This window comes from Pantoea sp. At-9b (genome assembly GCF_000175935.2).
Classification (GTDB): domain Bacteria; phylum Pseudomonadota; class Gammaproteobacteria; order Enterobacterales; family Enterobacteriaceae; genus Pantoea.
Map to the genome: position 1 here is coordinate 2,933,325 of NC_014837.1, position 26,091 is coordinate 2,959,415.

Annotated in this window: 23 protein-coding genes and 1 tRNA gene; 13 read left to right on the forward strand and 11 right to left on the reverse strand. The window is 54.9% G+C overall.

Annotated elements, in window-relative coordinates:
• Positions 1-57: 57 nt before the first annotated feature.
• Positions 58-134, forward strand: a tRNA-Pro gene (locus PAT9B_RS13490).
• A 55-nt stretch (positions 135-189) separates the two neighbouring features.
• Here the strand turns inward: PAT9B_RS13490 and arsC are convergent.
• Positions 190-615, reverse strand: coding sequence for a glutaredoxin-dependent arsenate reductase (arsC, locus tag PAT9B_RS13495; protein ID WP_013509829.1), 426 nt, complete (start codon positions 613-615; stop codon positions 190-192).
• Between the two features lie 58 nt (positions 616-673).
• Positions 674-994, reverse strand: coding sequence for a metalloregulator ArsR/SmtB family transcription factor (locus tag PAT9B_RS29715; RefSeq protein WP_013509830.1), 321 nt, complete (start codon positions 992-994; stop codon positions 674-676).
• An 87-nt stretch (positions 995-1,081) separates the two neighbouring features.
• Between PAT9B_RS29715 and arsH the strand changes: the two genes are divergently transcribed.
• Positions 1,082-1,783, forward strand: a complete 702-nt coding sequence (arsH, locus tag PAT9B_RS13500; protein ID WP_013509831.1) for an arsenical resistance protein ArsH — start codon at positions 1,082-1,084, stop codon at positions 1,781-1,783.
• 38 nt (positions 1,784-1,821) lie between these two features.
• On the opposite strand, the gene PAT9B_RS13505 is transcribed toward arsH, so the two are convergent.
• Both PAT9B_RS13505 and PAT9B_RS13510 read right to left on the reverse strand, forming a co-directional pair.
• On the reverse strand, positions 1,822-3,777 hold the full coding sequence (locus PAT9B_RS13505) for a glycoside hydrolase family 127 protein (RefSeq protein WP_013509832.1): 1,956 nt from the start codon (positions 3,775-3,777) through the stop codon (positions 1,822-1,824).
• 10 nt (positions 3,778-3,787) lie between these two features.
• Positions 3,788-5,188: an MFS transporter gene (locus PAT9B_RS13510; RefSeq protein ID WP_013509833.1), complete on the reverse strand. Its 1,401-nt coding sequence runs from the start codon at positions 5,186-5,188 to the stop codon at positions 3,788-3,790.
• Between the two features lie 239 nt (positions 5,189-5,427).
• Between PAT9B_RS13510 and PAT9B_RS13515 the strand changes: the two genes are divergently transcribed.
• On the forward strand, positions 5,428-6,246 hold the full coding sequence (locus PAT9B_RS13515) for an AraC family transcriptional regulator (RefSeq protein ID WP_013509834.1): 819 nt from the start codon (positions 5,428-5,430) through the stop codon (positions 6,244-6,246).
• On the opposite strand, the gene PAT9B_RS13520 is transcribed toward PAT9B_RS13515, so the two are convergent.
• A complete protein-coding gene (locus tag PAT9B_RS13520; RefSeq protein WP_013509835.1) occupies positions 6,236-7,006 on the reverse strand; it encodes a helix-turn-helix domain-containing protein in 771 nt (256 codons plus the stop codon). The two genes, PAT9B_RS13515 and PAT9B_RS13520, sit on opposite strands and share 11 nt — an antisense overlap.
• A 272-nt stretch (positions 7,007-7,278) precedes the next feature.
• On the opposite strand from PAT9B_RS13520, the gene PAT9B_RS13525 reads away from it, so the two are divergent.
• From PAT9B_RS13525 to fhuB, 3 genes are read left to right on the forward strand one after another with little or no spacing between them, the layout of a single operon-like run.
• Complete coding sequence (locus PAT9B_RS13525) at positions 7,279-9,435, forward strand: TonB-dependent siderophore receptor (RefSeq protein WP_013509836.1); 2,157 nt, start codon at positions 7,279-7,281, stop codon at positions 9,433-9,435.
• Between the two features lie 4 nt (positions 9,436-9,439).
• Entirely contained in the window at positions 9,440-10,300 is an 861-nt protein-coding gene (locus tag PAT9B_RS13530) for an ABC transporter substrate-binding protein (RefSeq protein WP_013509837.1), read from the forward strand.
• A complete protein-coding gene (fhuB, locus tag PAT9B_RS13535; RefSeq protein ID WP_013509838.1) occupies positions 10,297-12,279 on the forward strand; it encodes a Fe(3+)-hydroxamate ABC transporter permease FhuB in 1,983 nt (660 codons plus the stop codon). The genes PAT9B_RS13530 and fhuB overlap by 4 nt, the downstream gene beginning before the upstream one ends.
• Here the strand turns inward: fhuB and PAT9B_RS13540 are convergent.
• The gene (locus PAT9B_RS13540; RefSeq protein WP_013509839.1) at positions 12,274-12,825 is read right to left on the reverse strand and encodes a GNAT family N-acetyltransferase; all 552 of its coding nucleotides are present in this window, start codon (positions 12,823-12,825) and stop codon (positions 12,274-12,276) included. The two genes, fhuB and PAT9B_RS13540, sit on opposite strands and share 6 nt — an antisense overlap.
• 213 nt (positions 12,826-13,038) lie before the next feature.
• On the opposite strand from PAT9B_RS13540, the gene PAT9B_RS13545 reads away from it, so the two are divergent.
• The gene (locus PAT9B_RS13545; protein ID WP_013509840.1) at positions 13,039-13,242 is read left to right on the forward strand and encodes a hypothetical protein; all 204 of its coding nucleotides are present in this window, start codon (positions 13,039-13,041) and stop codon (positions 13,240-13,242) included.
• Positions 13,243-13,316: 74 nt separating this feature from the next.
• Complete coding sequence (locus tag PAT9B_RS13550; RefSeq protein ID WP_013509841.1) at positions 13,317-14,042, forward strand: 4'-phosphopantetheinyl transferase; 726 nt, start codon at positions 13,317-13,319, stop codon at positions 14,040-14,042.
• A gap of 178 nt (positions 14,043-14,220) precedes the next feature.
• On the opposite strand, the gene PAT9B_RS13555 is transcribed toward PAT9B_RS13550, so the two are convergent.
• The 3 genes from PAT9B_RS13555 to apbE all read right to left on the reverse strand — a co-directional run bounded on the left by PAT9B_RS13555 (position 14,221) and on the right by apbE (position 17,652).
• Positions 14,221-15,873, reverse strand: a complete 1,653-nt coding sequence (locus PAT9B_RS13555) for a multidrug ABC transporter permease/ATP-binding protein (protein ID WP_013509842.1) — start codon at positions 15,871-15,873, stop codon at positions 14,221-14,223.
• Between the two features lie 85 nt (positions 15,874-15,958).
• Positions 15,959-16,600 carry a DNA oxidative demethylase AlkB gene (alkB, locus tag PAT9B_RS13560; RefSeq protein ID WP_013509843.1) on the reverse strand — a complete coding sequence of 214 codons (642 nt, stop codon included), beginning with the start codon at positions 16,598-16,600 and terminating at the stop codon, positions 15,959-15,961.
• An 11-nt stretch (positions 16,601-16,611) separates the two neighbouring features.
• On the reverse strand, positions 16,612-17,652 hold the full coding sequence (gene apbE / locus PAT9B_RS13565; RefSeq protein ID WP_013509844.1) for an FAD:protein FMN transferase ApbE: 1,041 nt from the start codon (positions 17,650-17,652) through the stop codon (positions 16,612-16,614).
• A 387-nt stretch (positions 17,653-18,039) separates the two neighbouring features.
• Here apbE and PAT9B_RS30945 point away from each other — a divergent pair, with 387 nt between their 5' ends.
• Entirely contained in the window at positions 18,040-18,195 is a 156-nt protein-coding gene (locus tag PAT9B_RS30945; protein ID WP_013509846.1) for a hypothetical protein, read from the forward strand.
• A gap of 5 nt (positions 18,196-18,200) precedes the next feature.
• Here the strand turns inward: PAT9B_RS30945 and PAT9B_RS13570 are convergent, their stop codons facing one another.
• The gene (locus PAT9B_RS13570; protein ID WP_013509847.1) at positions 18,201-18,656 is read right to left on the reverse strand and encodes a nuclear transport factor 2 family protein; all 456 of its coding nucleotides are present in this window, start codon (positions 18,654-18,656) and stop codon (positions 18,201-18,203) included.
• Positions 18,657-18,747: 91 nt separating this feature from the next.
• On the opposite strand from PAT9B_RS13570, the gene PAT9B_RS13575 reads away from it, so the two are divergent.
• Positions 18,748-19,311: a TetR/AcrR family transcriptional regulator gene (locus tag PAT9B_RS13575; RefSeq protein WP_013509848.1), complete on the forward strand. Its 564-nt coding sequence runs from the start codon at positions 18,748-18,750 to the stop codon at positions 19,309-19,311.
• Between the two features lie 27 nt (positions 19,312-19,338).
• Here PAT9B_RS13575 and ompC read toward each other — a convergent pair whose 3' ends face one another.
• Entirely contained in the window at positions 19,339-20,448 is a 1,110-nt protein-coding gene (gene ompC, locus PAT9B_RS13580) for a porin OmpC (RefSeq protein ID WP_013509849.1), read from the reverse strand.
• Between the two features lie 1,075 nt (positions 20,449-21,523).
• Here ompC and PAT9B_RS13585 point away from each other — a divergent pair.
• Genes PAT9B_RS13585 through rcsB form a run of 3 tightly spaced genes read left to right on the forward strand, consistent with a single transcriptional unit; the run spans position 21,524 to position 26,011 of the window.
• On the forward strand, positions 21,524-22,684 hold the full coding sequence (locus PAT9B_RS13585) for an MFS transporter (protein ID WP_013509851.1): 1,161 nt from the start codon (positions 21,524-21,526) through the stop codon (positions 22,682-22,684).
• Positions 22,685-22,707: 23 nt separating this feature from the next.
• Positions 22,708-25,359, forward strand: coding sequence for a phosphotransferase RcsD (rcsD, locus tag PAT9B_RS13590; protein WP_041525972.1), 2,652 nt, complete (start codon positions 22,708-22,710; stop codon positions 25,357-25,359).
• A gap of 1 nt (position 25,360) precedes the next feature.
• Positions 25,361-26,011 carry a response regulator transcription factor RcsB gene (rcsB, locus tag PAT9B_RS13595; RefSeq protein WP_013509853.1) on the forward strand — a complete coding sequence of 217 codons (651 nt, stop codon included), beginning with the start codon at positions 25,361-25,363 and terminating at the stop codon, positions 26,009-26,011.
• Positions 26,012-26,091: the final 80 nt, after the last annotated feature.

Here is a 26,091-nt window from a genome sequence, read left to right on the forward strand (position 1 = left end):
TTAAATCCGTAGCATCTTGCAATCGTGCGCGGAAAAGGTAGTATATGCCTCCACGTTCGGCACGTAGCGCAGCCTGGTAGCGCACTGTCATGGGGTGTCAGGGGTCGGAGGTTCAAATCCTCTCGTGCCGACCAAAATTCCCAAAAAAAAGCAGCCTTCATGGCTGCTTTTTTTATAAAAATGTCGTCATCACACCAGCCTGTTACCATCCTTATCAATCACTTTTTCGCCGTCCTCTTTGCTGAACTCCCCCTGTTGTGGATCAGGAAGGATATCAAGCACCACCTCTGAGGGACGGCATAAACGCGTTCCTAATGGCGTTACCACAATTGGACGATTGATCAGGATAGGATGTGCCAACATCGCATCAAGCAATTGATCATCACTGAAATGCTCATCCACCAAACCGAGCACCTGGTAAGGATCGACATTCGTGCGGAGTAATGCGCGCACGCTAATACCCATTGCGCCTATCAGTTCTTTTAACTTGTCCCGATCCGGTGGCGTCTCCAGATAAAGAATGATTACAGGTTCAACGCCGCTGTTACGAATTAATGCCAACGTGTTGCGTGACGTGCCACACGCAGGGTTGTGATAGAGGGTGATATCAGTCATGGTGGTTCTCACATCGATGTTTTCCAACAGCCAGACACCTATGTTTTAGCGCATGTGTTCATCTGCAAGCATCAGCCGTTGTACGCGCTAATGCTTCCCGTATTGCACTTCGCTGGCTATCCCAGGCAGCATCAATAATGCTTGCCGCCCAAGCGGGTATGTGTGGCGAGAGACGGTAATAAATCCATTTGCCCTGGCGCCGATCCAGGACCAGGCCAGCATCGCGAAGTAAAGCAATATGCCGCGATACCTTCGGCTGAGACTGGTCTGTAACAACGCAAAGGTCGCATACACACAGCTCGCCAGCCTCACGTAACAGCAACATAATCGTCGTGCGTGTTTCGTCAGCCAGCAGTTTGAAAAGTTGAACAGGGTGCATCTTTCATCGTCCAGTGAAAATTTAATACATATGATAATTCATATATGTTAATAGTAATGGAAAATTTTGACCACTGGAGAATTTATCATGCAGGTTTTCCCCGCCCTGGATGCCGGGCACTTTGATCCGGCCATCGCTAAAAACCTTGGCAGTGTTGGACAGCCACCAAAATTCCTCATCCTTTATGGTTCAGTTCGGAAGCGTTCTTTCAGCAGGTTTTGTGCTGAAGAAGCCGCACGACTACTGACCCAAATGGGCGCAGAGGCGGTGATATTTAATCCGTCTGGCTTGCCACTGCCGGACGATGCTCCCGAAACCCATCCCAGGGTGCTGGAGTTACGAAGCCTGGTCAGATGGTGCGATGGTATGGTGTGGAGTTCCCCCGAGCGCCACGGTGCAATGAGCAGTATCCTCAAAGCTCAGATCGACTGGATTCCGTTGACGGAAGGTGCAATCCGCCCTTCTCAGGGAAAAACCCTGGCAGTGATGCAGGTTTGCGGCGGTTCACAATCATTTAATGCAGTGAATCAGATGCGTGTACTGGGGCGGTGGATGCGGATGTTCACCATTCCGAATCAATCATCGGTTGCTAAAGCCTGGCAGGAATTTGATGAGGAAGGCCGAATGAAGCCCTCTGCTTATTACGATCGTATCGTTGATGTGGTCGAAGAGCTCTTCAAAATCACGCTGATTCTCAAAAGTCATACCGCATATCTGGCAGATCGTTATAGCGAACGTAAAGAAAGCCACCAGCAACTGATGGCTCGCGTTAATCAACAAAAAATCTAACTACAAAGGGCAGATAACTGCTGCCCTCGCCGACAGGCTTAGCCCTCATTCACCCAAATACGCATCTCCCCTTCCCCACGGTTAGCCCAGCTAAACCACGGAATAAAGGTCAGGGTCTGCGTCTGGCGAATAGCGGGAGAGTGGTCATAGTGCCACAGTGATTGTTGCTCCGGCGCGCGGGTGCTGTGTTTGCTGCCTTCGGCCTGAATCAGTACCTTGTGCGCGAACAACCCCTTGCCTTCGAAGGTACGGAAAGTCGCCGTCTGCGGTAGCCACAGGTTATGCAGCTCCTCACCGTTATCCGCCTGCTCAAGACAATACACCAGCGGCCCACGTTGCAGCGCCACTTTGCCCGCCACATGACGCACCAGCGGATTGCCATAGACGCGACGTACCGGCATCGGCAAGGTCAGCGTCAGGGTATCGCCCTCGCTCCAGCTACGGTTGATGTGCAGATAGCCTTTCCGAATATCGCTGGCTACCGCGGCATCGTTCAGTGTGACCTGTGGCGCATCGCACCAGTCCGGCAAGCGTAACGCCAGCGTGTGTTGCACCGGTTGCGGTGAATCAATGGTGATGGTTACCGTCTCCTGCCACGGGAAGTTGCCGTTGATGCGCAATCGCAGAGTCTGCTCGCCCACCGGCACTTCAAGGCTGTTGCCGACATAGAGATTGATATACAACGCCTCTTCACGCGGCGTGTAGATGTAATGACCGAGAGAGGTCAGTACACGGGCAATGTTGGGCGGGCAGCAGGCACAACCGAACCAACGCTGGCGCACCGGTTTGACGTGATCATAGATATGGTTAAAGCTGAGGGTTTTTGGGTGTACCTCCAGCGGATTAACGTAGAAGAAGTGTTTGCCGTCCAGTGCCATACCGCCCAGCACAGTGTTATACAACGCCCGTTCCATCACATCGGCGTATTGGCTGTCGGCCTCCATCTCCAGCATGCGGCGGGCAAACATCATCAGACCAATTGATGCACAACTTTCGGCATATACGCTGTCGTTCGGCAAATCGTAATCACTGCTGAAGGCTTCGCCGCTGCTTTGCGAACCGATACCGCCGGTGATGTACAACTGACGCTGAGCCATGTTATGCCACAGGCGCAAACAGTCCTGACGTTTCGCCTCATCCTGGCTGAGCCTCGCCAGATGCGCCACCCCGGTCATCAGATAGACAAAGCGTACCGCATGGCCGATCGCGGTTTGTTGCTCGGCAATCGGCTGATGGGCCTGGCTGTAGGCTTTATCTTTGACCATCCATGCCGGGCCATAGGTGTTCCAGTAAGAGGTTTTGCCGCGCTTTTCATATTCGCTATCGTAGAAATGCGGCTGCGTGCCACGCTGCTCGACAAAGTAGTTTACCAGTGCCCGGTAACGTGGCTGCTGCGTCACTTCATGCAGGCGCATCAACGCCAGTTCAATTTCCGGGTGCCCCGGATAACCGTGCAACTGCGTGTCGCCCGGTCCGAACACGCTGTCGATATGGTCGGCAAGTTTACACACCACCTCCAGCAAACGGCGTTTGCCGGTCGCCTGAAAGAACGCGACACCGGCCTCGATCATATGCCCGGCACAATACAGCTCGTGACATTCCGCGAGGTTGGTCCAGCGTTCGCCAGGCGCTTTGACGGTGAAATAGGTGTTGAGATAGCCATCGTCACACTGGGCGGCGGCGATCAGTTCAATCACTTCATCGGCGGTTTTCTCCAGCTCCGCGTCCGGCTGCTGGCAAAGCGACCAGGCCACCGCTTCCAGCCACTTTGCCACGTCACTGTCCTGAAACACCATGCCGTAGAACTCACCGCTCTGTAACCCGGCGGCGATGCGGAAATTTTCAATCGCATGGCTGGGATCGGCTTCCGCAATACGATCGTTCAGCGCCTCCCACTGATAAGGGATCACGACCTCCCGCACCAGTTGCTGATACTGACCCAGAAACGGATCGTTAATTTTAAGCTTATGCAGATCGACTTCCATCACAGACATAATGTTCTCCTTAAGACTGAACATGGCGGACACGCAGATCGCTGGCAATACGCGCCATCAAGGGATTATTGAGTTTGCAGGCAAGAATGGTAAACGCCAGCAGCAAGTGAAACAGGGCAGGCAGCAGGGTTTCCATGCTGGTCATGCCGTGCAGAGATGCCGCTGTCTGGTTGCCTGCGCCAGGTTGATAAGCGACGAAGATAAACACCAGGCTGATAATCCCGGCACTGGAAGCCCAGGCAAGCTTGATGCAAAACAGGTTAAAGGCAAAGTTCATCCCCGAAGAGCGCACGCCGGTTTTCCATTCGCCGTAATCATCGGCAAAGGCCATCAGCGCAAAATGCAGCGGCAACGTGAAGCCAAGGATGACGCCATTGCCGAGGATCACCGCCAGCCACAGGGTTTGCCAGGCCGGGCCGGTGGGCAGCAACCACATCAACACCGCCAGCGCCGCCAGCACGATGTTGGTCCAGTAGTAAAGTCTGACGGTGTCCACGCGTTTTGACAGCGGGCTGACCAGCACCGAACCCAGGATCGAGGCAAAGGTCACCATGGTAAAAAACAATGAGGTGTAAGCGGTACTGCCCTGCAAGACATAGGTGATGAAGTACATGTACCCGCCACCCCGGATGTTGAACACATTGATCAACAGGAATGACATCAACAGCATCAATAACAGTTGGTCGTTTTGGCGTAATCCGGCCAGATGCTCGCGCAGGGTAAATTTACCCATGTGGTCAAGTGAGACACGCTCACGTACCCAGAAGAAGCAGCACAGGAACATCACCACCGCTACGCTACACAGTATCCCCACGCCCAATTGATAGCCTTGTGCGGCATTGCCGTTACCCAACGTTGCAACCAGCCACGGCAGGCCGACCGAAACCAGAAAACCCGCCACGCCACACAACACAAAACGCCATGACTGGCAGGAAATCACTTCGCTATGACGGCTGGTCATGGTGTTAATCAGCGCGCAGTAAGGCACGTTAATCGCGGTATAGCTGACCGAAAGCAACAGATAGGTGCCGAACGCCCAGACGATCTTCATGTTCATGCTGACATCAGGGACGGTAAAGGTCAGTACGCCGATGATGCCAATCGGCACGGCAATCCAAAGCTGCCACGGGCGAAAGCGTCCCCAGCGGCTCTGAGTACGGTCAGCCAGGATGCCCATGATCGGATCGGATACCGCATCAAATACGCGTAGCGCCATAAACAGCGTTCCGACCAGCGCGGGTGTCAGGCCGAAGACATCGGTATAGAAAAATGTCAGGAAATTCATGATCAGGCAGGTGATCACCGTGCCACCGGCGTCACCCAACCCGTAACCGATTTTCTCACGCAGGGAGAGCGCATCGCTCGTGGCCTGCTGCGCCAGTTCGGTTTGGGTAATCGGGGTAGAAGTCATTGCCAACTCCTCATCAGGGTCAGAGTCCATTACCCGCATCTGGGCGGGCTTATTCGTGGGTACGGATTTATTCTGCCCGGAATACTACGGGCAACAAGGGAAGGGAAAAGTATAAAAAGGGGGTAATTCCGACCTTGTTCGCAAAATGTGAACTGGATCGGGCATCGAAGTAATTAATGTTTAATAATCAATCACAAAATGAATTTTACGCCGTTAAACAAGCGAAAAAGTGAATACCGATGCTCGAATTATCCATAGCGTTTCCGATTCAGGTACAGAATGGCGGGTTGTTTATTTCACGTGGGGTGGGAAGCCATCCGGCACGCACCCTGACTTCGTGGGAAGTGATTTTTGTCGAGCGCGGCCAACTGCAAATCCGCGAAGATGATCGTCTGTTTACCGTGCAGGCGGGCGAGAGCTTGCTGCTGCGTCCTGGGCATCGCCATGTGGGGGAAGGCGCGTTTCCTGCTGACCTCAAATTCTACTGGCTGCATTTTGACTGGCTGAAAGGGATGGGTGAAACGGGGTTACATCCAGCGCACCTCGACATCCCTCAGTACACGCGCGTCAGCGATCCCCAATACGTCATTTCACTGTTTCGCCAGTTTCTCAGCGAGCAGGAAAACATTCACCGCAGCATCGCGCTGGAGTGTATTTTATTGCTGATCCTGCAACAAATCGCCGCGCCCGCTGCGCAGGAGAGCGCCAATGATAGCCCCGGACTGGCGCTGGCGTGGAAAGCCCATCAGATCATCCGCACCCAATTCCACCTGCCGCTCTCCACCTCCTCACTGGCAAAAGAGCTGCACTGCAACGCCGATTATCTCGGACGCGTTTATCGCCGTACCTTTCGTCTGACGCTGACGGAAGCCCTCCACCGCCAGCGGGTGCTGATGGCCGAGAAGCTACTGATCAACAATTCGTTGTCATTGACCGAAGTGGGCCGACAGTGCGGATTCAACGACACCAGCTACTTTCGCCAGATCTTTCGTAAACATACCGGTCTGACCCCGGCGGGCTGGAAACGTCGCTACTGCAAGGAACATATCAACTCTTAAGCGCAAAGTAGCGTTGCGGCGTCATTCCCAGTACCTTGCTGAACATGGTAATCAGCGCGCTGCCGTTGCAATATCCCTGCCGAAGGGCGATCTCTTCCACCGACACGCCCTGGGACAACTGATGAATGGACGCCATAATGGTGAGCTGCTGCCGCCACTGTGCAAACGTCATACCGGTGTGCTGACGGAACAAACGGGCGATGGTACGCGATGTTGTCCCCAATTGCTGACTCAACGTCTCCAGCGTGGCATTGTTGTCTGGCTGCGCGAGCAGCATCCCGGTTAACGCCCGCAATCGCGGCTCGGTCACCCTCGGCAGACACCCCACCATGGCAGGCGTTGCCTGGCTCAATTCATTGAATAACAGTGGCAGAATCAATGCATTGCGTGACGGGTGCTGCGCATGCAGTTCATTGACCAACTGATGCACCAGCGGAGTCACCTGCAGCGGACATAACGCTTCAATACATTTTTTTTCCCCCGCATCAGACAGGTAGAGATTGTGGGTTTGCGTACCGGCCTGAGCATGGGTTTGATGTGGCAGCCCCGAGGGTATCCACAGTCCTCGCCAGGGGGGTAGCGTCCAGCTCGCCTGCTCGGTGTGGATGGTCAGCGCGCCACGGCTGCACCAGGTTAACTGCACCGTTGCGTGCGAATGCCAGGCCTGCGCCTGCTCCTGGGCATAAAAATAGGCTACCGCTGTGGGTGCCGGGGTTGCAGTCAGCATCTCAGGCTTGAGCTGCGGTATTTGGCCTTTCATCGCCCTCCTCGCGGGATATCTGAAAATTTGGTCACGATTTGTCGTTTGCGACAACCTTTGTCGCATTTTCAGGGTTAATTATTCAGACACAGATTAACAGACAACTGCCATCTTTTAATAAGAAATAAAATCATTATCATTCGCCTTCTCCTGGTCAGGATTACCCGTTACGCTGCCCTCTCCTTATCGTAACGCGAGTCAAAAAAGCCTTATCCAGTATGCATTTTTAATGGTGAGCATTTCTTTAACTTCTTCAGAGATAGGGAAAATTGATGTGCAAAATGACAGGCATGAGCAAAGCGCCTTTCGCACTCAGCATGATTGCGTTACTGCTGATCGCGTGCAGAACCAGTGCTGCCGATCAGCAAATGGTGGTCACCGCTACCCAGCCAGATAACCAAACGCAGCGGATGGACGGCAGCGGCGTCGTAGCTACCAGCACCACCAGCGCCACGAAAACCGCCACGCCCAAAATTGAGGTACCGCAATCGGTCTCCAGCGTGACGCGTAAGCAGATGGATTTGCAGGCAGCACAAACCGCCGCTGAAGCGTTGCGATACACCTCCGGCGTCGTCTCCGAGATCCGTGGTGCATCCAGCAGCGGTGCCGGATACATGTTCAGCCGTGGTTTCTATCTGGAGCAGTTCCTTGATGGCGCAAGGATGCCGAGCGATAGCAGTTTCGGCTATGCCATCGCCAACTATGACACTTACGGTTTTAGCAGCATTGAAGTGCTGCACGGCCCGGCATCGGTCCTGTACGGCCAGGTGAATCCGGGCGGCGTGGTCAATCTGACCAGCAAAAAACCCACCGAAACACCGGTACACGAGGTCTTTGTCACCGCAGGCAGCCATGACCATCTGCAAACCGGCTTTGACGTTGGCGGTAAGGCCAATGATGACGGCACCCTGCTCTATCGCCTGACGGCCAGCGGCACCGACAGCAAAACCCAGGTGGATGATACCCGCCAGAAGCATGTTTATGTCGCGCCAGCACTGACCTGGAAGCCAAATGATGACACCTCACTGACGGTGTTGGCGAAGTATCAGCGTGATCCTGATGTGGGTTATTACAACTTTGTTCCGGCGGTTGGCAGCGTGTTCAACACGCCTAACGGGAAAATTTCACCGCATACCAACCTTGGCGATCCCAACTTTGATCACCACTCACGCACCCAATTCTCGGTGGGCTACGAATTCTGGCATCGCCTGAACGACAGCCTGATGATGCGGCAAAATGTCCATTACAGCGATGTAAAAGATAATCTGGAGAATGTGTTCACCAACGGCTATGCCAGCGGTTCCGACCGGGTATTGAATCGCTACGCGTTCTTTAACCACGAACAGGCGAAAACACTGTCGGTCGATAACCAGCTCGAAGCCGAGTTCAACACCGGCGCGATCTCGCACCAATTGTTGTCAGGCGTCGACTTCCAGCGCGTGCTGTATCGTGAAACCGTCGGTTTAGGTGCCGCCTCGACCATCGATGCCTTCGCTCCGAGTTACAGCGATATCAGCATGCCGGCCACCAGCTCAGACGATCATATCCGCCAAAAGCAACTGGGCGTGTATAGCCAGGATCAGATGCGCTTCGGCAACTGGAGCTACTTGCTGGGCATCCGCGAGGACTGGGCGCATGCCGATGATGTCAATCCGGTGACCGACTCCTCCACCGAGCAATCCGCCCGCGCCTTTACCTGGCGTACCGGTTTGGTGTATCAGTTTGATAACGGCATCGCACCCTATGCCAGCTTCGCCAAATCCTTTATCCCGCAGGTGGGCACCCTGTATGGCGGCGGCATGGCGCAACCGACCACCGCCAATCAATATGAAGTGGGGGTGAAATATCAGCCAACCGGTTTCAACGGCTTTATCACCACCTCGTGGTTTGATTTGACCGAGAAGAACGTGCTGACCAGCGATCCTGAGCATTCGGGCTATGATACCCAGGCAGGAAAAGTGAGATCGAAAGGGGTCGAAGTGGAAGGCCACGCCAATCTGACACAGGATCTGACACTGATCACTGCGTACACCTGGCTGAACGCCGTCACCATCGACTCCAATGACAGCGCCACCACGCTGGACGGCGGTACCACCTCGATGCAGGGCAAACGTCTGTGGGGAATGCCGCGCAATACCGCTTCAGCCTGGCTGGATTACACCTTCCATCAGGGCGCATTGCAGGGCTTTGGCGTAAATGCCGGGGTACGGTATATCGGGGCCAGTAAAGATACCTCCAACACCATTAACGTCGCCTCTGCCACGGTGATGGATGCCGGTATCCATTACGACACCGGTGAACACTGGCTGTTTAGCCTGAATGCCAGCAACCTGCTGGATCGCCACTATGTCGCCTCCTGCTATAGCGCTTCGACTTGTACTTATGCCGAAGGTGCTGACGTGCTGGCAACGGCGCGCTACCGCTGGTAATGCGATGAGAAGACGCACGTTGCTGCAAGCAATCGCCTTGTTCCCGTTGGCGGGCATGGCGTGCCCGGTGGGTGCGTCTTCTCTGTCCATCCCCCGTCTGGTGGTGCTTGACTGGGGGCTGGTGGAAACACTGCTGGCGATGGGGATTGTTCCCGCAGGCGTCGCAGAGATTGAGGGCTATCACGCTAACGTGGTGACGCCAGTGATTCCGGCTCAGGTGCCGGACGTCGGGCTGCGACTCGCACCCAATCTGGAATGGCTACAACAGCTGGCACCGGACTACATTCTGATCAACTCCAGCCAGGAGTCACAGCGCGCCATGCTGGAACGCATCGCGCCGGTACGCGCCTTTGCCATCTACAGCGATAACGGCACACCTTATCAGCACGCCATTACCGCCACCCGTCAGTTAGGCGAACTTTGTCACCAGCAGGCGGCGGCCGCACAGTTGATCGCTCAGGCAGCCCACGCATTGCAGCCCTCCCTCCCGCCTGACACAACGCACCTGCCCCTATTGCTGATCCGCTTTTTCGATGCCCGCCATATTGGTGTTTATGGTCAGCACAGCCTATTCCAGGACGTACTGAACGCCTTCGGGCTGACTAACGGCTGGCAGCAGGCGACCGATTATTGGGGCATCAGCGTCACCGGGTTGGATAGTCTGGCCGCCAGCCGGGAAGTGCGGATTCTCTACTTCACCCCGTTGCCCGCTAATATGACCCAGGGTCTGGCGGACAATGCGCTGTGGCATGCCCTGCCAGCCGTACAGGCCGGGCATAGCGCGGCATTACCGGCGTTTTGGGGCTTTGGCATGCTGCCTTCCGCTATCCGCTTTGCCCAACAGTTAGCTGCGGTGCTGACATGATGAAACGTCGTTTCGCTGTCGCCTTATTGCTGCTGGTGTTGTTGCTGAGCCTGCATAACCTGTCGCAGTTATTGCCTGTGGTGCAGTGGCGTGAACTGTTGCCACGCGCCGCAGGTCACGATATTCGCCGCTTGATCGTGTTACAGAGCTGGCTGCCACGTCTGACCATCAGCCTGCTGTGCGGGGCCGCGCTGGGACTGGCCGGTCTGCTGTTTCAACAAACGCTGCGTAACCCGCTGGCAGAGCCAATGACGCTCGGCGTGGCGGCAGGTGCGCAGCTTGCGCTATCGGGCGTTACCGTGTTTCTCCCGCACTGGCTGGCCGCCGGTGCCTGGATCACCCTCGGCGGGGCGGTTATTGCCGCCGCGCTGGTGCTGGCGCTGTCAGCCTCACGTGGGCTGGAACCGTCCAGGGTCGCGATTGCCGGACTGGTGGTCAGTTTGTTCTGCGGATCGTTAATCACGGTGCTGCAACTGCTGTATGCCCCGTATCTGCACAGCCTGTTTATCTGGGGCGCGGGTTCGCTGGTGCAACAAGGCTGGAGCACGGTGCGTATGTTGGGTGGACAACTGCTGGTGGGCTGGTTGCTGGCCCTGATGTTGCGCCGTCCGTTGCAGCTACTGGGATTGGGCGATATGCATGCCAGCAGCCTCGGCTTACCCACCCGTTACGCACGACTGGCCGGGTTTGCGCTGGCGGTGCTACTTACCGCAGCGGTGGTCAGTGCGGTTGGCGTGATTGGTTTTGTCGGGCTGGCCGCTCCGGCGCTGGCGCAGTTACTGGGCGCTCGTCGCCTGGCACAGCGATTGCTGCTGACCCCGCTGTGCGGTGCGGTCTTGCTGTGGGCCACCGATCAAGCCGTACAACCCTTCGCCAACGCGCTGGGTGAACTGGTGCCAACCGGTGCCGCTACCGCGCTGTTTGGCGCACCGTTAATCCTCTGGCTGCTGCTCAGAATACGTACCACGACCCTGTCCGTCAGCCCGGTGAGCGCCCCCACTGCCGGTAGCCAGCTGGCGGATAGTCGGCTCTCTCCTCTTGCTCTGGGGCTGATGCTGCTGTTGGCGCTGGCCCTGCTGCTTTCGCTGGTTTTGGCACGTGCGCCCGACGGCTGGACGATCACCCCACTGGCTCATCTGCCGTCACTGTTACCCTGGCGCTGGCCACGCACGCTGGCTGCCTGTGCCGCCGGAATGATGCTGGCGGCAGCGGGTGTGCTGTTGCAGCGCATCACGGGCAATCGGCTTGCCAGCCCGGAAATGATGGGGGTCAGTGCCGGTGCCGCCCTGGGGATGCTGGCGTTAACATTGGTCGCGGGATCGGTATCGCATAGTCTGCAACTGGGTGCCACCAGCGCGGGTGCCCTGCTGGCGTTGCTGGTTATCTTATCTTTCTCACGCCGCCACCATTTTGCCCCGGATCGCGTGTTGCTGGTGGGCGTTGCCATCAGCGCGTTATTTCAGGCCCTGGTAGCGACGGTGATCGCCGCAGGCGATGAGCGCGCCGTCACCCTGTTGAACTGGTTGTCTGGCTCCACCTACAGCATCATGCCCGCCGATGCCGTTACTGCGACATTACTGGCGCTGGCACTCAGTGTGCTGACGTTTTTTTTCCGTCGCTGGATGATGATTTTGCCGCTCGGTCCGACCAGCGCGGCTGCCGTCGGCGTGACACTGGCGCAGGCACGTCTACTCACCCTGGCATTGATTGCCATGCTGACGGCAGGGGCGACCCTGATCGTTGGCCCGATATCTTTTGTTGGCCTCACCGCGCCGCATATTGCCCGCCTGCTGGGCGCGCGCCGCCCCGGTCAGCAGTTGTTACTGGCCATTCCCAGTGGCGCACTGACGATGGTGGTGGCCGACTGGGCCGGGCGTAACCTGCTGGCCCCGCAGGAACTCCCGGCAGGACTGGTCGCCACCTTATTGGGTGCACCTTATATGATGTGGCTGTTTACCCGCCGTGATAACCGATCATGACGACGGATGCTGTGCCAACCACTCTTCGCGGGTGATTTCCCAATTGCCTGCCAGCATTGATCCGCCGACAAAGGCTTTACTGAAGGTATCAATCAGCCGCATCCCACTGCGTTCCGAGATGCGGCACGATGCGAGGTTATCCATCGCTTTTGGCACGCGCAGGCGCGGTTGTTGCAGCGTCTGAAACCAAAAATCCGTCACCACGGCACAGGCTTCGCTCATCAAACCCTGCCCCTGCCACTCCGGCACCAGCCAGAAGCCACGGTTATCTTCCTCCCCGGCGCGCAACGAGATCAGCCCGATCAACTGTTGCGGTTCAGAGCGATGACGCAAGCTCCAGTGCCACGCCTGTCCGGCAACCATTGCCGGTAAGGCGATCTGATCAATGTAAAAACGGGCACCGTCCGCCGGATACGGCCAGGGCACGGCATTGGTCAAATGGCGAACAATTTCCCAGCGCGGAAAAACCTGCTGCACCTGAATGGCATCATGACTTTGTAACGGTTCAAGCAACAAACGTGGGGTGGTAAAGCGGGGTACGGTCATCTCAACCTCCTGTTGGGCAACTGCCTAAGCTTTATCAGAAAAAGTTCACTTTTAACACTGTTTTCACAAAAATATCAGTCAGTTACCGTAAGCAATCAATATGGTTACAGATCACATATTTGGCAGATTATGACAGCAATTCATCTGACTGAAACAAAACTGTCACACAATTACCCTAACCTTAAGCCTCCTGTTTTTCGATGGAAAACCGATATGGTCATCAAAGCAAAAAACCTGCAGGACGCTGAAGAACTCCTGCACTCCGGTATCAGCAAAGTCGAACTGGCTTACGATATTGGTAGCGACGATTTCTTCCGCCTGGCGTCTCGCTGGTGCGATCGCGGAGCGCGCATCAGCAAAGGCCATCAGCATTTTGTGGTATCGATCAAGAGTTTTGCCATTCCCCCCAATGACTAAAGACGGTGAGCGCTAAGCTTGCCCTCTCTCCGGCTGACTGATTAAATAACCTTTTCCGTCAGCCGTGATTCTTTATGTTTACTTCGGCCTCACCGCTCACCCTGCCAGATTCCCCCTTTTTCACCGCTGCCGGTGTGCGTGCGGATACCCTGCTGCTGGGCTGGTGTCAGTTTGATCAACAGCACTGGCAGGCGGAGCTGCATCAGCGTTGGCAGCTGCCGCTGCCGGTTGCGCTGTCCCATGCTGTCGTCAAACGCAAGTCCGAACATCTGGCCAGCCGCTGGCTGGCGCGTGAGCTGCTGGCGCACTGTGGCGTAGCCGATTTTGTGTTGTACAACGCGCCGGATCGCTCTCCCTGCTGGCCAGACGGCATCCAGGCCTCGCTGTCGCACAGCCACAATCAGGTGGTGATGGCCGCCACGCGAGAACCGCTGAGTGTCGGGATCGATGTGGAACAAGTGATGAGCGATGATACCGCCCGGGAAACGGCAGAGATGCTGATGAACGCCCAGGAACGCGCGTTGCTGGCACAGCTGGCGCTGCCTTTTGCCCGGGGCGCGACGCTGCTGTTTTCTCTGAAAGAGAGTGTGTATAAAGCGCTGTGGCCGCAGTTACATCAGCCGATGGATTTCTTGCAGGCAGAATTGTGTGAAGTCGAGCTGACCACTGGCCGCGCGGTATTACGCCTAACCGAAGATTTTGCCCGTGGATTTGCGCGGCACCTCGCTGTGCAGGCGCGTTTTTGCTGGGACGAGCAACGCATCACCACGCTGGTGACGCATCCATTTTTCAGGCAATAAAAAACCGGCTCAGAAATAACCAGAGCCGGTAACAACACAAGACGACAGAAAATGTTCCAGGGAGGCAGAAACCGCAGTCTCTGCTGGCTGTTACCTTAGCGCGCTCCGCTTCGGCTGCCCAATAACCCTTTCCGCTAAGCTTTGCCAATATTGCGCGATAAATCGCGCCGCTACGACGTTAATGGCCGGTATCGGTGCGTTTTACCGCATCCAGCGTTGCCATTTCACGTTCGCGGCCGGTCAGTTCACTCAGCTTGCCGTCACGCATTTCCAGCAGGCGGTCGGCATGGATAAAATAGTGATCGTCATGGCTGATGGCGAACACCGTCTTGCCCGACTCCTGCAACCACGGCAGCAATTCACGATAGAAGATACGGCGGAAGTGCGGGTCCTGGTCTGCGGCCCATTCATCGAGCAGCAGGATGTCACGCTCCTCCGCTGCCGCCAGCAGCAGTGCCAGACGCTTGCTCTGCCCTTTTGACAGCTGCAAATTCAGCACCCTGTTGCCTTCCAGCTTCAACTTATCCTGCATCTTCAGGCGCTCCAGCCACTGTTGTACCAGCGCCGGGTTAGCGGGCTGGCCTGTCCGATTGATCAGGCGATCAAACAGATGCACATCGGTGAACACCGCAGAGAAATGCTGGCGATACGCTTCAAGGTTGTGCCAGTCAACCACCTTGCCATCCAGCAACAAGGTGCCAGATTGCGGTTGATACAGGCCGGTGAGCAGCATCGCCAGCGTCGATTTACCACTGCCGTTACCGCCAATCAAAAACACCAGTTCCCCACGACGCAAGGTCAGGTTAATCGGCCCAACTTCAAAGCCATGTTCACCATAGTGGAAGCGCACATCGCGCAGCTCCAGCGTTTGCCAGTCCGTAATTGCGGGTAAGGTTTTAAATTCCGCCTGATACGGCGCAAGGTCAAACGTATGAAGTTTGCGGAACGCCACCTGGGCGCTGAGCAAGGTCGGCAACGCACCGACCGCCGCCAGCAGCGGCGTGCGCAGAAACAGCAACGTCAGCGAATAGGTGGCGGCCACCGCGGTATTGGCCCAGCCAAGACCATTGGCCATCCAGAACACGATGCCAATCGCCCCGAGCATCATAATGTTTGACCAGTTCACCGCGCTGAGGTGGTAAGTATCAGCACGCACGATGTGATGACGATAGCTTTTGGCATTCTCCTGATACACGCTGTCGTAAATCAGCTGTGCACGTTGGCGGTTCAGCTGGAGTTCTTTGCGCCCTTCAATAATGGTTTGATAGTCGCGATAGAGGTCATCCTCCACTTCGCGTAACTTCGCCATATGTTGATACACGCGTGAAACCAGCAGCCAGCCGCCCACCAGCGTCACCACCAGCCATACCGAGGTGACCAGCAACATTTTGGGCGAGAGCCATGCCATATACAGCGCGGAACCCAGGGTAATAATGATGCCCTGGATCAGTTCCGGCAGACGTACAAAGGCAATGGTAATCGCGCGCACGTCGCTGGTCAGCCCGGCCAGCAGCTGCGCGTTACCGATCTGTTCGAGGCGCTCGACGCGCGTATCGAGAATACGTTTAATGAATTCGCCACGCAGACGCCAGACAAACTGGTGCCCCAGCAACGTTAATGACAGCTGCGAACCCAGCGTCACCGCCATCAGCAGACAGAGTTGCAACAGGAATTCCGGCAAGACGCCGACCGAGGTGTTCACCACAGTGATCAATTCGCTGTTGATCCAGGCGATCATACCGATGCCAAGTGCAGCACTGAGTAAAGTAAGAAGGATGACGCCAATAAAAGGCCAGCGGAACTGGCGATAAACAACCTGAAGCAGAGCCATTAAACGGTTCCAGCAAGTAAAAAAGCAGCCTGCAGTTTAATGGTGCTTCAAATGATAGCAAGAATAATTCTCAACCAATGCGCCCTTAATGGGCGCGGCGGAACGTGAGGTTGTAGCGGAAAGCACCGGCCTCGGGATGGATGCCAGGTTTGAGTGGCAGGATGCCATGATAACGCAGACGGGAAGGCCCGCCCCATACCACGATATCGCCATGCTCCAGCAACACGCGTTGCGTCGCATCGCCTCGCTCAAAACCGCCGAACTGGAAAACAGCGGGCAGTCCAAGTGACACTGACACGATCGGCTGCCGCAGGTCCTTCTCATCTTTATCCTGATGTAACGTCAGTTTTGCCCCCGGTTCATAACGGTTAATCAGGCAGGCATCCGGATTGAAGCCGCTGAACCCGGCTTCCTGAGCCGTCTGTTGCGCCAGCGCGCGGAACAGCGTGGGCATCGGCGGCCATTTGTGCCCGCTGTGATTGTCCTGTTCGGTGTACTGATAGCCGCGCGAGTCGCTTGACCAGCCTAAATCGCCGCAGTTGGTCATCGCCACCGACATGCGATGCCCACCCGGTGTAATGCGGTGGGCAAACGGATTCTGCGCGGCGATGGCGTATATCTCCGCCAGCAGCGCATCCGCCTGTTCGCGTGCGCGGCGACGCAGGATCACCGCACCTTCTGCCAGCGGCTCCTGCCACGGCGCTTCATCACTAAACAGATCCAGCATTTGCGCCTCCGTTATGGCTGATCATCCTGGGAAATCAGGAAGGATTTAAACTGGGGCGACATCCAGTGGCTAAAACCATCGCCCTGTTTGGTGATCAGATACACCGCCAGATGCTCTTTCAACGCCAGGGCTTGCGCACGCTCGGTGCCCAACACCATTAAACCGGTATCCCAGCCATCGGCTTCCAGCGCGGTAGTGGCGATCACCGTTGCCGATACCAGTTTATGATCAATGGGTCGTCCGGTACTGGGATCGATAACGTGAGAAATACGTTTGCCATCCAGTTCATAATAGTTGCGATAGCTGCCGGAGGTGCTGATACCGTGCCCCTGCAAATCGACCCGCGCCTCTACGGCATTTTCGCGATCGGTGGGCTTTTGGATCGCCACGCGCCACGGCTGATTTTGCGCATTGCGTCCACGACTCAGCACCGCCCCTCCCACCGATACCAGATAATCGGTAATTCCCTGCTGTTCCATCAATCGCGCCAGATGATCGGTGGCATAGCCCTCACCCATGGTCGAGAGGTCAACATACAAGCCGGGCAAATCTTTTTGCAGCCACTGACCGTTAACGGCCTGAATCACCCGCAAATGCTGCAAACCGGTCAGCGCTTTGGCTGCGGCAATTTCCGCGTCAGTGGGCGTATGCGCAGGTTGCTTTGCTGGACCAAACCCCCACAAATTCACCAATGGCCCAACGGTGATATCCATTGCCCCACCGGTTTTCTGTCCGATGCGCAAGGCTGCCGTGACAATATCCGCCATGTCGGCACTGACCGGTTGCGGATCGGTCCCCTGATACTGGTTGAAGCGCGATAGCACCGAATCCGCTTTCCAGGTGGAGAGTTCACCATCATCACGGTCCAGCTGCTGCTGGATCGCTTGCTGGAGCGCGTCTTTACGTTGTTGATCCACACCCGCAAGGCTCACGCGCCACACGGTGCCCATGGTTTTGCCTTCCAGTATCAGGGCTGACCGATTGGACGTTTGATCGCAGCCGCTTAATCCCATCACCACCAGGCAAGTCAGCAGAATATTCTTAAAACGCATCTCATCCTCATCTGTAACGCTTTAATAATGGCTGTTTCAAAGCATAACTCGCTTGTAAATCAGGCTAAAGTTGCTTGAAGTGAAGTCCAGGCTGCCGCAGGATAACCCGTTCCTGTACAACCGCGAATACCGGAGCGTCAGATGATCTATGCAATTCTTGTCGTGGCCGCTGGCCTGTTTTTCTACAGCAGCCTGAAATGCTGGCAACACTATCGCCACCGTCATCTGCGCGGGCGTTAAATTTCTGCACCAGAAATGCCCGCGATGCACCGCGACAGCGCTGGCGCAGTGTAGCAAAGCCAGACTAAGCCGCGTGGCGCTGAGAGCGGTGGTGTGGCATGAATTCTGCAACGTTGAAGCTGAGTTGAACATCAGTGAGGCAGCAGAATGGAAAAGGCAAAAACATCACAGGACAAATGGCAACAGTGGCTGAGCTTTTCAGCCTTCACCCTGGCGGGTGTCGCACTGGAAGGCAGCTTACCTCCGGCTCAACCGCCCTTGCAGCAGGCACCCAAAGCGAAAAAATGGCGTGCCATGCCCTAAACGCGCTATAACCCTAATTCACTCAGGCCCGGATGATCGTCCGGGCGTCGCCCTAACGGCCAGTGAAACAAACGCTGAGACGCAGCGATCGGCAGGTCGTTGATGCAAGCGTAACGCGCGACCATCAGACCGTCAGCCCCAAAGTGCCAGTTTTCATTGCCATAGCTGCGAAACCAGTTACCGCTATCATCACGCCATTCATAGGCAAACCGCACCGCCAGCCGGTCATGATGCCATGCCCACAACTCTTTGATCAGCCGGTACTCAAGTTCTTTTGCCCATTTTCGCTGTAAAAACGCGACCACGTCGGGCCGTCCGTTAACAAATTCGCTGCGATTACGCCAGCGCGTATCCTCACTGTAAACCTGAGACACCCGCTGCGCGTCGCGGCTGTTCCAGGCATCTTCCGCCATACGTACTTTTTGCGTGGCACTTTGTTCATCAAACGGGGGAATCAGCATCATCGTCTCCTTTGATGTAGACAGATCTGTCTACTTGATTCATCCTGCCGCATGTAGACAATTCTGTCTACCTTAATTTATTGGTGACGCTATGCTCGCTCCTCTTATCTTTGATCCCCAGGCTGCCGCGCGCGATCGCATCCTGAACACCGCCCAACGCCTGTTTTATCAGCAGGGCATTCGTGCCACCGGTATTGATAAAGTGATTGCTGAAGCAGGCGTGACCAAGGTGACCTTTTACCGCCACTTCCCGGCCAAAAACGCACTGATTCTGGCCTTCCTGCAACAACGCCATCAACGCTGGATGGCCGCCTTTGACGCAGCGCTGGCGCAACAACCAGCCGTGGTCGACGCCCTGCCCGACGCCTTGCTGAGTTGGTTTAATGAAGCGGATTTCCGCGGTTGCGCCTTTATTAATAGCGCAGCCGAATTAGGGGACAGCCTGCCAGAAGCCAACGCGTTGATCCTGGCGCACAAAAGATCAATGGCGGCGGCGATTGCGCAAAAGCTCCCCGCTGAACAGCAGGATAAGATCGGTCAGATTGTGTTGCTGGTAGACGGCGCGATTGTGCAGGTGCAATTGGGTGAGGCGGTATCGGATACGATTGAGAGGGTGCGTGCGGCGCTTGTTACGCTGCTGCAAACCGGAGCGTGACCGGCAGGCCACGCTCCGCAACACTTCTTAGAACTGGTAAACCAAGCCCAGTGCTACGATGTCGTCGGTGTTGATACCGGCGGCCTGGGTGAAGTTGTTGTCGTCCAGCAGGTTGATCTGGTAGTCAACATAGGTGGACATGTTTTTGTTGAAGTAGTAGGTCGCGCCTACGTCGATATATTTTTTCAGGTTCTGGCTGCCATAACCCTCGATGTCTTTACCACGAGAAGAGATGAAGGCCAGGGACGGACGCAGACCGAAGTCGAACTGGTACTGCGCAACCAATTCCCAGTTATCCGCTTTGTTAGCGTAGCCGTAAGCTGAAGCATCGCTGGAGCCGAAGCGGGTTGCGTTGTAGGAACGGGTGTACATCGCCGCCAGGTAGATATTGTTGGCGTCATATTTCAGACCACCGGTATACGCATCAGCGCGATCGCCACGACCGAGGATACCCGCAGAACCGCCGTTCTGGTTGTTAGTACGGTCAGACGACATCATCGCAGCACCGATACCGAAACCGGAACCGATGTCATACGTGGTGCTCAGACCATAACCGTCACCGTTTTCACCCAGTACATCACGGCCAGATGAAGATTCGGTCGGGTTATCGTTTTTGCCCTGATACTGCACAGCAAAGTTCCAGCCATCCACCAGGCCGAAGAAGTTGCTGTTACGGTAGGTCGCCAGGCCGTTGCTACGCTGGAACATAAAGTTGTCCGCACCGTAGGTATCACCACCGAACTCTGGCAGGACGTCAGTCCATGAACCGATGTCATACAGCACGCCGTAGTTACGACCGTAGTCGAAAGAACCGGCATCGCCGAATTTCAGACCAGCAAAACCAACACGGGTGAAGCTGTTGGCAGTGCCCTGTGACTCAGTGGTGTTCAGTGCTGCCTGATATTCCCACTGGCCATAACCGGTCAGTTGGTCGGTGATTTGAGTTTCACCTTTGAAACCGAAGCGCAGGTAAGACTGGTCACCGTCGCTACTGTCGTTGTCGGAGAAATAGTGCAAACCGTCAACTTTGCCGTAGAGGTCTAATTTGTTGCCATCTTTATTGTAAATTTCCGCTGCATTTGCAGCGCCTGCTACCAGAAGTGCAGGAATCATCAGGGAGAGAACGCGAAGTTTCATTTTATTACCCTCTGTAATGTGCCTTATTTATGCCACTGCGAGCTGAGTGAATAAAAATCAGCCGGCAAGCCATTGTTATTTTATACCGGGCAATAATCTATCACGAAAATGATACTAAATTTCCAAAAGTGTTTCATTGTATTAAATAGATATTTCAAAATGTAAAAATAGGGGAACTAATAATCAGCACGCATCGGTAAAAAATATAGCACAGATTGATAAACCGATTCTTAATCCTTTAAAATCAACTAAATACCAACAACCCTCTTTCAGCACTGAATGATAAAACTTTCCAGCCATCAGAGAATACAATTACTCCCGCTATCATCATTTATTTCATTATTACCTTCATTCACCCCGAATGAGATGTTTACCCTAAATTCCCGCCGGACATGATTGTCCGGCATTTTTTTACCTGCAATCCCACCCCCCATTGTCATTTTCCGTAAACTTAATTGACCGGGCATAATTAAGGCAATCCCGCGATCACATTATTTGCTTATTTTCGCACGTTTTGTTTAATAACAAACAGAAAATCCACAATGTTAATTTCTACGCGCAACAAAGTGGATTGCATTTATTTGCGGACTGCAATATTAACGTCTACCGATTGTTTCTTTGATTTTATTCAGTGGCTTAAACACCTCATTAATGGTGCATTTATAGCCAGTTTTATTTATACCGGTTTCGTCTCAGGGAAAATCGGCAGGAAAATATCTTGTCAGCGGCTGGACCGGATTTATTGTTGCATTGTACGCAGTGAACTTCAGAATATAACCCCGGCATATTTATGAGAAAATCGTGACAAATATCACAGATTATCTGGTCATCTCCTGTCTCCTCTTCAGCTAACCTATTGAATCTACGCTTTATAATTTGAGTTAAGTCCTTTCCGTTCGGTTATCCGGCACCAGGAAAGTTCTGGAAAAAAAATGCAGCGGCTCAAAAGTCGGTAAAATGCCCTCTTGATTCTTATTTTTGATGGCACGGTACGGGTCTTTAAACCCGCGCAGCACCTGCTGTGGCGGCGAGTTGATGCTAAAATCGCCCTTTTACAGAGAAAGATAATAACCTCATGACAGCACTGGACGCCGCACAACAATCACAAGACGCACGCCATCTGCACTGGTCAACCCGTACCGTGTTTCTGATCAATGGTCTCGGTATGTCTGCCTGGGCTCCTCTGGTGCCCTTTGCCCGCGATCGTCTGCACTTATCCGGCAGTATGCTGGGTGCATTATTGCTCTGCCTGGGTATTGGCTCTCTGGCCGCCATGCCGGTCACCGGCAAACTGGTGGCGCGCTTTGGTTGTAGAGGCGTGATGCTTTGCTCCACCGCGCTGGTGCTGGCGATGCTGCCGCTGTTGGCTACCCTTCATCACAGCGTATTGATGGCACTGACGTTGATGCTGTTCGGTGCCGGGCTGGGTACGCTGGACGTGGCGATGAACTATCAGGCAGTAGAAGTCGAAAAAGCGGCACGCCGCCCGATGATGTCCGGTTTTCACGCCTTCTTTAGTTTGGGAGGGATTCTCGGTGCCGGTACGGTCAGCCTGTTGATGAGCGCGGGTTTGTCGCCGCTGGCCGCTGTGGGCGTGGTGATGGTGGTGATGGTGTTGCTGTTGCTGTTGCTACGGAGTCAATCTGGCATGATGACCACCCGACTGCATCAACCCGATCAACCGTGGCTGGTGCGTCCTCGTGGCTGGGTGGCCTTTCTCGGTTTGCTGTGTTTTATCTTGTTTCTGGCGGAAGGCGCGGTGCTCGACTGGGGTGCGCTGCTGTTGTTACAAAGCCCGGAGATGACAACCAGCCTCGCCGGGCTGGGCTATGCGGTGTTTTCGGTTGCCATGACGCTGGGACGTTTCACCGGAGATAAGATTATTCAGCGCTGTGGCCGTTACCCGGTGATGCTGGGTGGCGCGTTGGCCGCAGCAGCAGGGATGACGCTGGCGGTGATGATCCCCTGGCCGTTACTGGCGCTGCTGGCATTTCTGCTGGTGGGTTTCGGCCTCGCCAATACGGTGCCGATGTTGTTCAATGCGGCAGGAAATCAACACGATATGCCGTCAAATCTGGCGATTTCCGCCATGACAACCTTAGGCTATGCAGGTATTCTTTCAGGTCCGGCTTTGATCGGATTGATATCCCAGTGGATCAGCCTGAGCGGCGCATTTCTGCTTATCGCTTTGCTGCTGCTGGCCGTGGCTGCCAGTGCCCGACTGGTTGCGCGATAATTTCAGGTGCCTGAGACGCTATGCTGCCTTACAAATTCCCCCTGACATCCGGCAATGTGACCCGCTTTTTTGTGGTGTTCAACCTGGTGCTTTTTCTGGCGCTGGGCGCGATGGTTCACAACAGCGTCAACGCCTGGGTGACAGAAAAACGCTACGCCATGACCGATCTGGCGCGCGCCATGCAAAAGCGCATTGATGCCTACCGCTTCGCCACCTGGCAAATCTATGAAAATCTGGCAACCAGTGCTGCCGGTTCTGCACCGAATAGCAGCTTGCAGGAAACCCGCCTGCGCCCGGATGTCTATTATCTGGAAAAAACCCGCCGCAAGACGGAAGCGTTGATTTTCGGCTCACATGACAGCAGCACGCTGGATATGACCATGCGGATGTCCAACTACCTCGATACGCTGTGGGGTGCGGAGAATCCGACCTGGTCAATGTATTTCCTCAATGGTCAGGACAATAGCCTGATCATGATCTCGACCCTGCCGCTGAAAGACATGGCGACACGTTATAAAGAAAGCGCCATCAATTCATTGGTGGACAGTCGCCGGGCAGAGATGCTGCAACAGGCCAATGCGCTGGATGAACGCGAAAGCTTTTCGCCACTGCGCCACTTTGCCTGGCAAAACGATCACTACTTCACCCTGCGTACCACCTTTAATCAGCCAGGTCATCTGGCGACGGTGGTGGCGTTTGATTTGCCGGTGAATGACCTTATTCCGCGCAGTATGCCGCTGGAGAATTTCCAGTTGCGTCAGGATACCACCCAGACCAGCAGCACCGATGATCAGACGAGTGAAAGCACCCACGTATCGCTGGCGAACCCCAATCTGGAAATTGCCGCTTCACTGCCAAGCACCTCTTTGCAACTCGTGTATCGTGTGCCGCTCACCAGTCTGGTGATGGACACGCTGCATAATCTGCTGTGGCCGCTGCTCATCAATCTGGTGCTGTTCCTGCTTTCGATTGCTGGCATTACCCTGCTGCGTCAGCAGTCGCTGCGTCCTAATGAAAACCAAAGCGCCGAGCTGGACTCGCTGCGTATGCTGAATGAAGAGATTGTCGCCAGCCTGCCGGTCGGTCTGCTGGTGTACGATTTCGCCACCAACCGCACGCTCCTCAGCAACAAAATCGCCGAGCATCTGCTGCCGCACCTGAATCTGCAAAAAATCATTAATATGTCAGATCAACATCAGGGCGTGTTGCAGGCCACCATCAATAACGAAGTGTATGAGATCCGTCATGCCCGCAGCGTGCTGTCACCGCATACGCAGCTGTTTATGATGCGCGATCAGGATCGCGAACTGCTGGTGAATAAAAAGCTGCAAAAAGCCCAGCAGGTATTGGATCGTAACCACCAGATGCGCCAACAGTTGATGCATAACCTGGGTCATGCCCTGCACCGCCCACTGGAAAGCATGGTGACGCAGTTGGTGCAGCTCAGCCAGCGTGATGATGATGAAAGCGTGCTCGACCTGCTCGACGAAAGCCAAGGGCTGGCGCGCCTGGTGGATGACATTGTGCTGCTCAATCGTCTCGAAGCGCATGACTGGTCGCCGGATGCCAGCCGTTTCAATCTGCAAGAACTGCTGGATGACATCGCACTGGAGAGCCTGCCGCTGCTGCGCCGTAAAGGGCTGGCATTGGTCGTGAATAATCACCTCGCCAACGACGAAATGCGTTTTGGCGATCGCCGTGCGTTGCGCAAAGTCCTGACCACCCTGATGCATTATTCATTGACCACCACGCAGTGGGGCAAGATCTCGCTGGAGATCAAAGCCAGCGAAGGCAAAGCCGATCGCATCCTGCTGCAACTGGTGGACACCGGCTCGGGTCTGACGGTTGACGAGTTGGCAAATGTCGATTTCCCGTTCCTGGGTGACACCACGCAGGACCGCTTTGGTCAGGCCTCTGGCATGGCGTTCTTCCTGTGTAAACAACTGTGTAAGCAGATGGGCGGTACGCTGGAGATCGTGGCGAAACCGGATATTGGCACCCGCTACAATATCCAACTGCCGCTGGCGCTGGAGCAGCAAACCGAGCAGGAAGAGAAGCTGCTGGAAGGCGTCAGCGTGTTAGTCGATATCGCGATGGAAGATGTGCACAAAATTGTTTGCCGCCACCTGGAGAACTGGGGGGCGAAATGCCTGACCTCTGACGAGCGACTGTCAGGGCAGGAACACGATGTGCTGGTCACTGACGATCCCGCCCGCCTGAACGGCTGGGCATTGTTACTGGCCGGTGACGAAATGGGCCATCACGCGCTCAACGATCAACAATTCCGTGTCAATTTCAATCTCAGCAATGCGCTGTTGGATGCGTTGCTGGCACTGATCGAGAAGCAACTGGCCCATGATTTGATGGAGGAGAATAACGACGATGAGACTGCCACACCGCTGCTAAGCGGAGGCTATTTTCAGCTGTTTACCGAGACAGTACCGCCTGATGTCAAGAGACTGTATACTGAGGCAGCGGAGAAGGATTACCCCTCGCTTGCTCAGACAGCGCATCGCCTGAAAGGCGTGTTTGCCATGCTAAATCTGGTGCCAGGTAAACAGCTTTGTGAAGAGTTAGAACAGCACATTAAAGTATGTGACGATTTAACCATTAAAAATACCACCAGTGACATTGACACTTACGTCAATCAACTGCTGCAGCAAGGTAACCCATAAGATGAATAACCTGAATGTAATTATTGCCGATGACCATCCAATTGTTCTGTTTGGTATTCGTAAGTCTCTGGAACAGATTGAATGGGTCAACGTTGTAGGTGAGTTTGAAGACTCAACAGCACTGATTAATAGCCTGTCCAAACTGGATGCCAATGTCCTGATTACCGATCTCTCCATGCCTGGCGAGAAGTACGGTGACGGTATCACCCTGATCAAATACATCAAACGTCACTATCCGGATCTCTCGATTATCGTTCTGACCATGAACAATAACCCGGCGATCCTGAGTGCCGTGCTGGATCTCGATATCGAAGGGATCGTGCTGAAGCAGGGCGCACCGACTGACCTGCCAAAAGCGCTGGCGGCACTGCAAAAAGGCAAGAAATACACGCCGGAAAGCGTGGCCAAGCTGCTGGAGAAAATCAGTGCGGGTGGTTACGGTGACAAGCGTTTGTCACCGAAAGAGAGCGAAGTACTGCGTCTGTTTGCTGAAGGTTTCCTCGTCACCGAGATTGCCAAGAAACTGAACCGCAGTATCAAAACCATCAGTAGCCAGAAGAAATCGGCGATGATGAAGCTGGGCGTGGATAACGACATCGCGCTGCTGAATTATCTCTCTTCTGTCAGCGCGACCCAGGTCGACAAAGAGTAATCGCCTCGCAGGTAAAGCCATCCCGTAGCGGCGCGATTCATCGCGCGCCTTTGACCTTTGGTGTCAACGCGCGATAAATC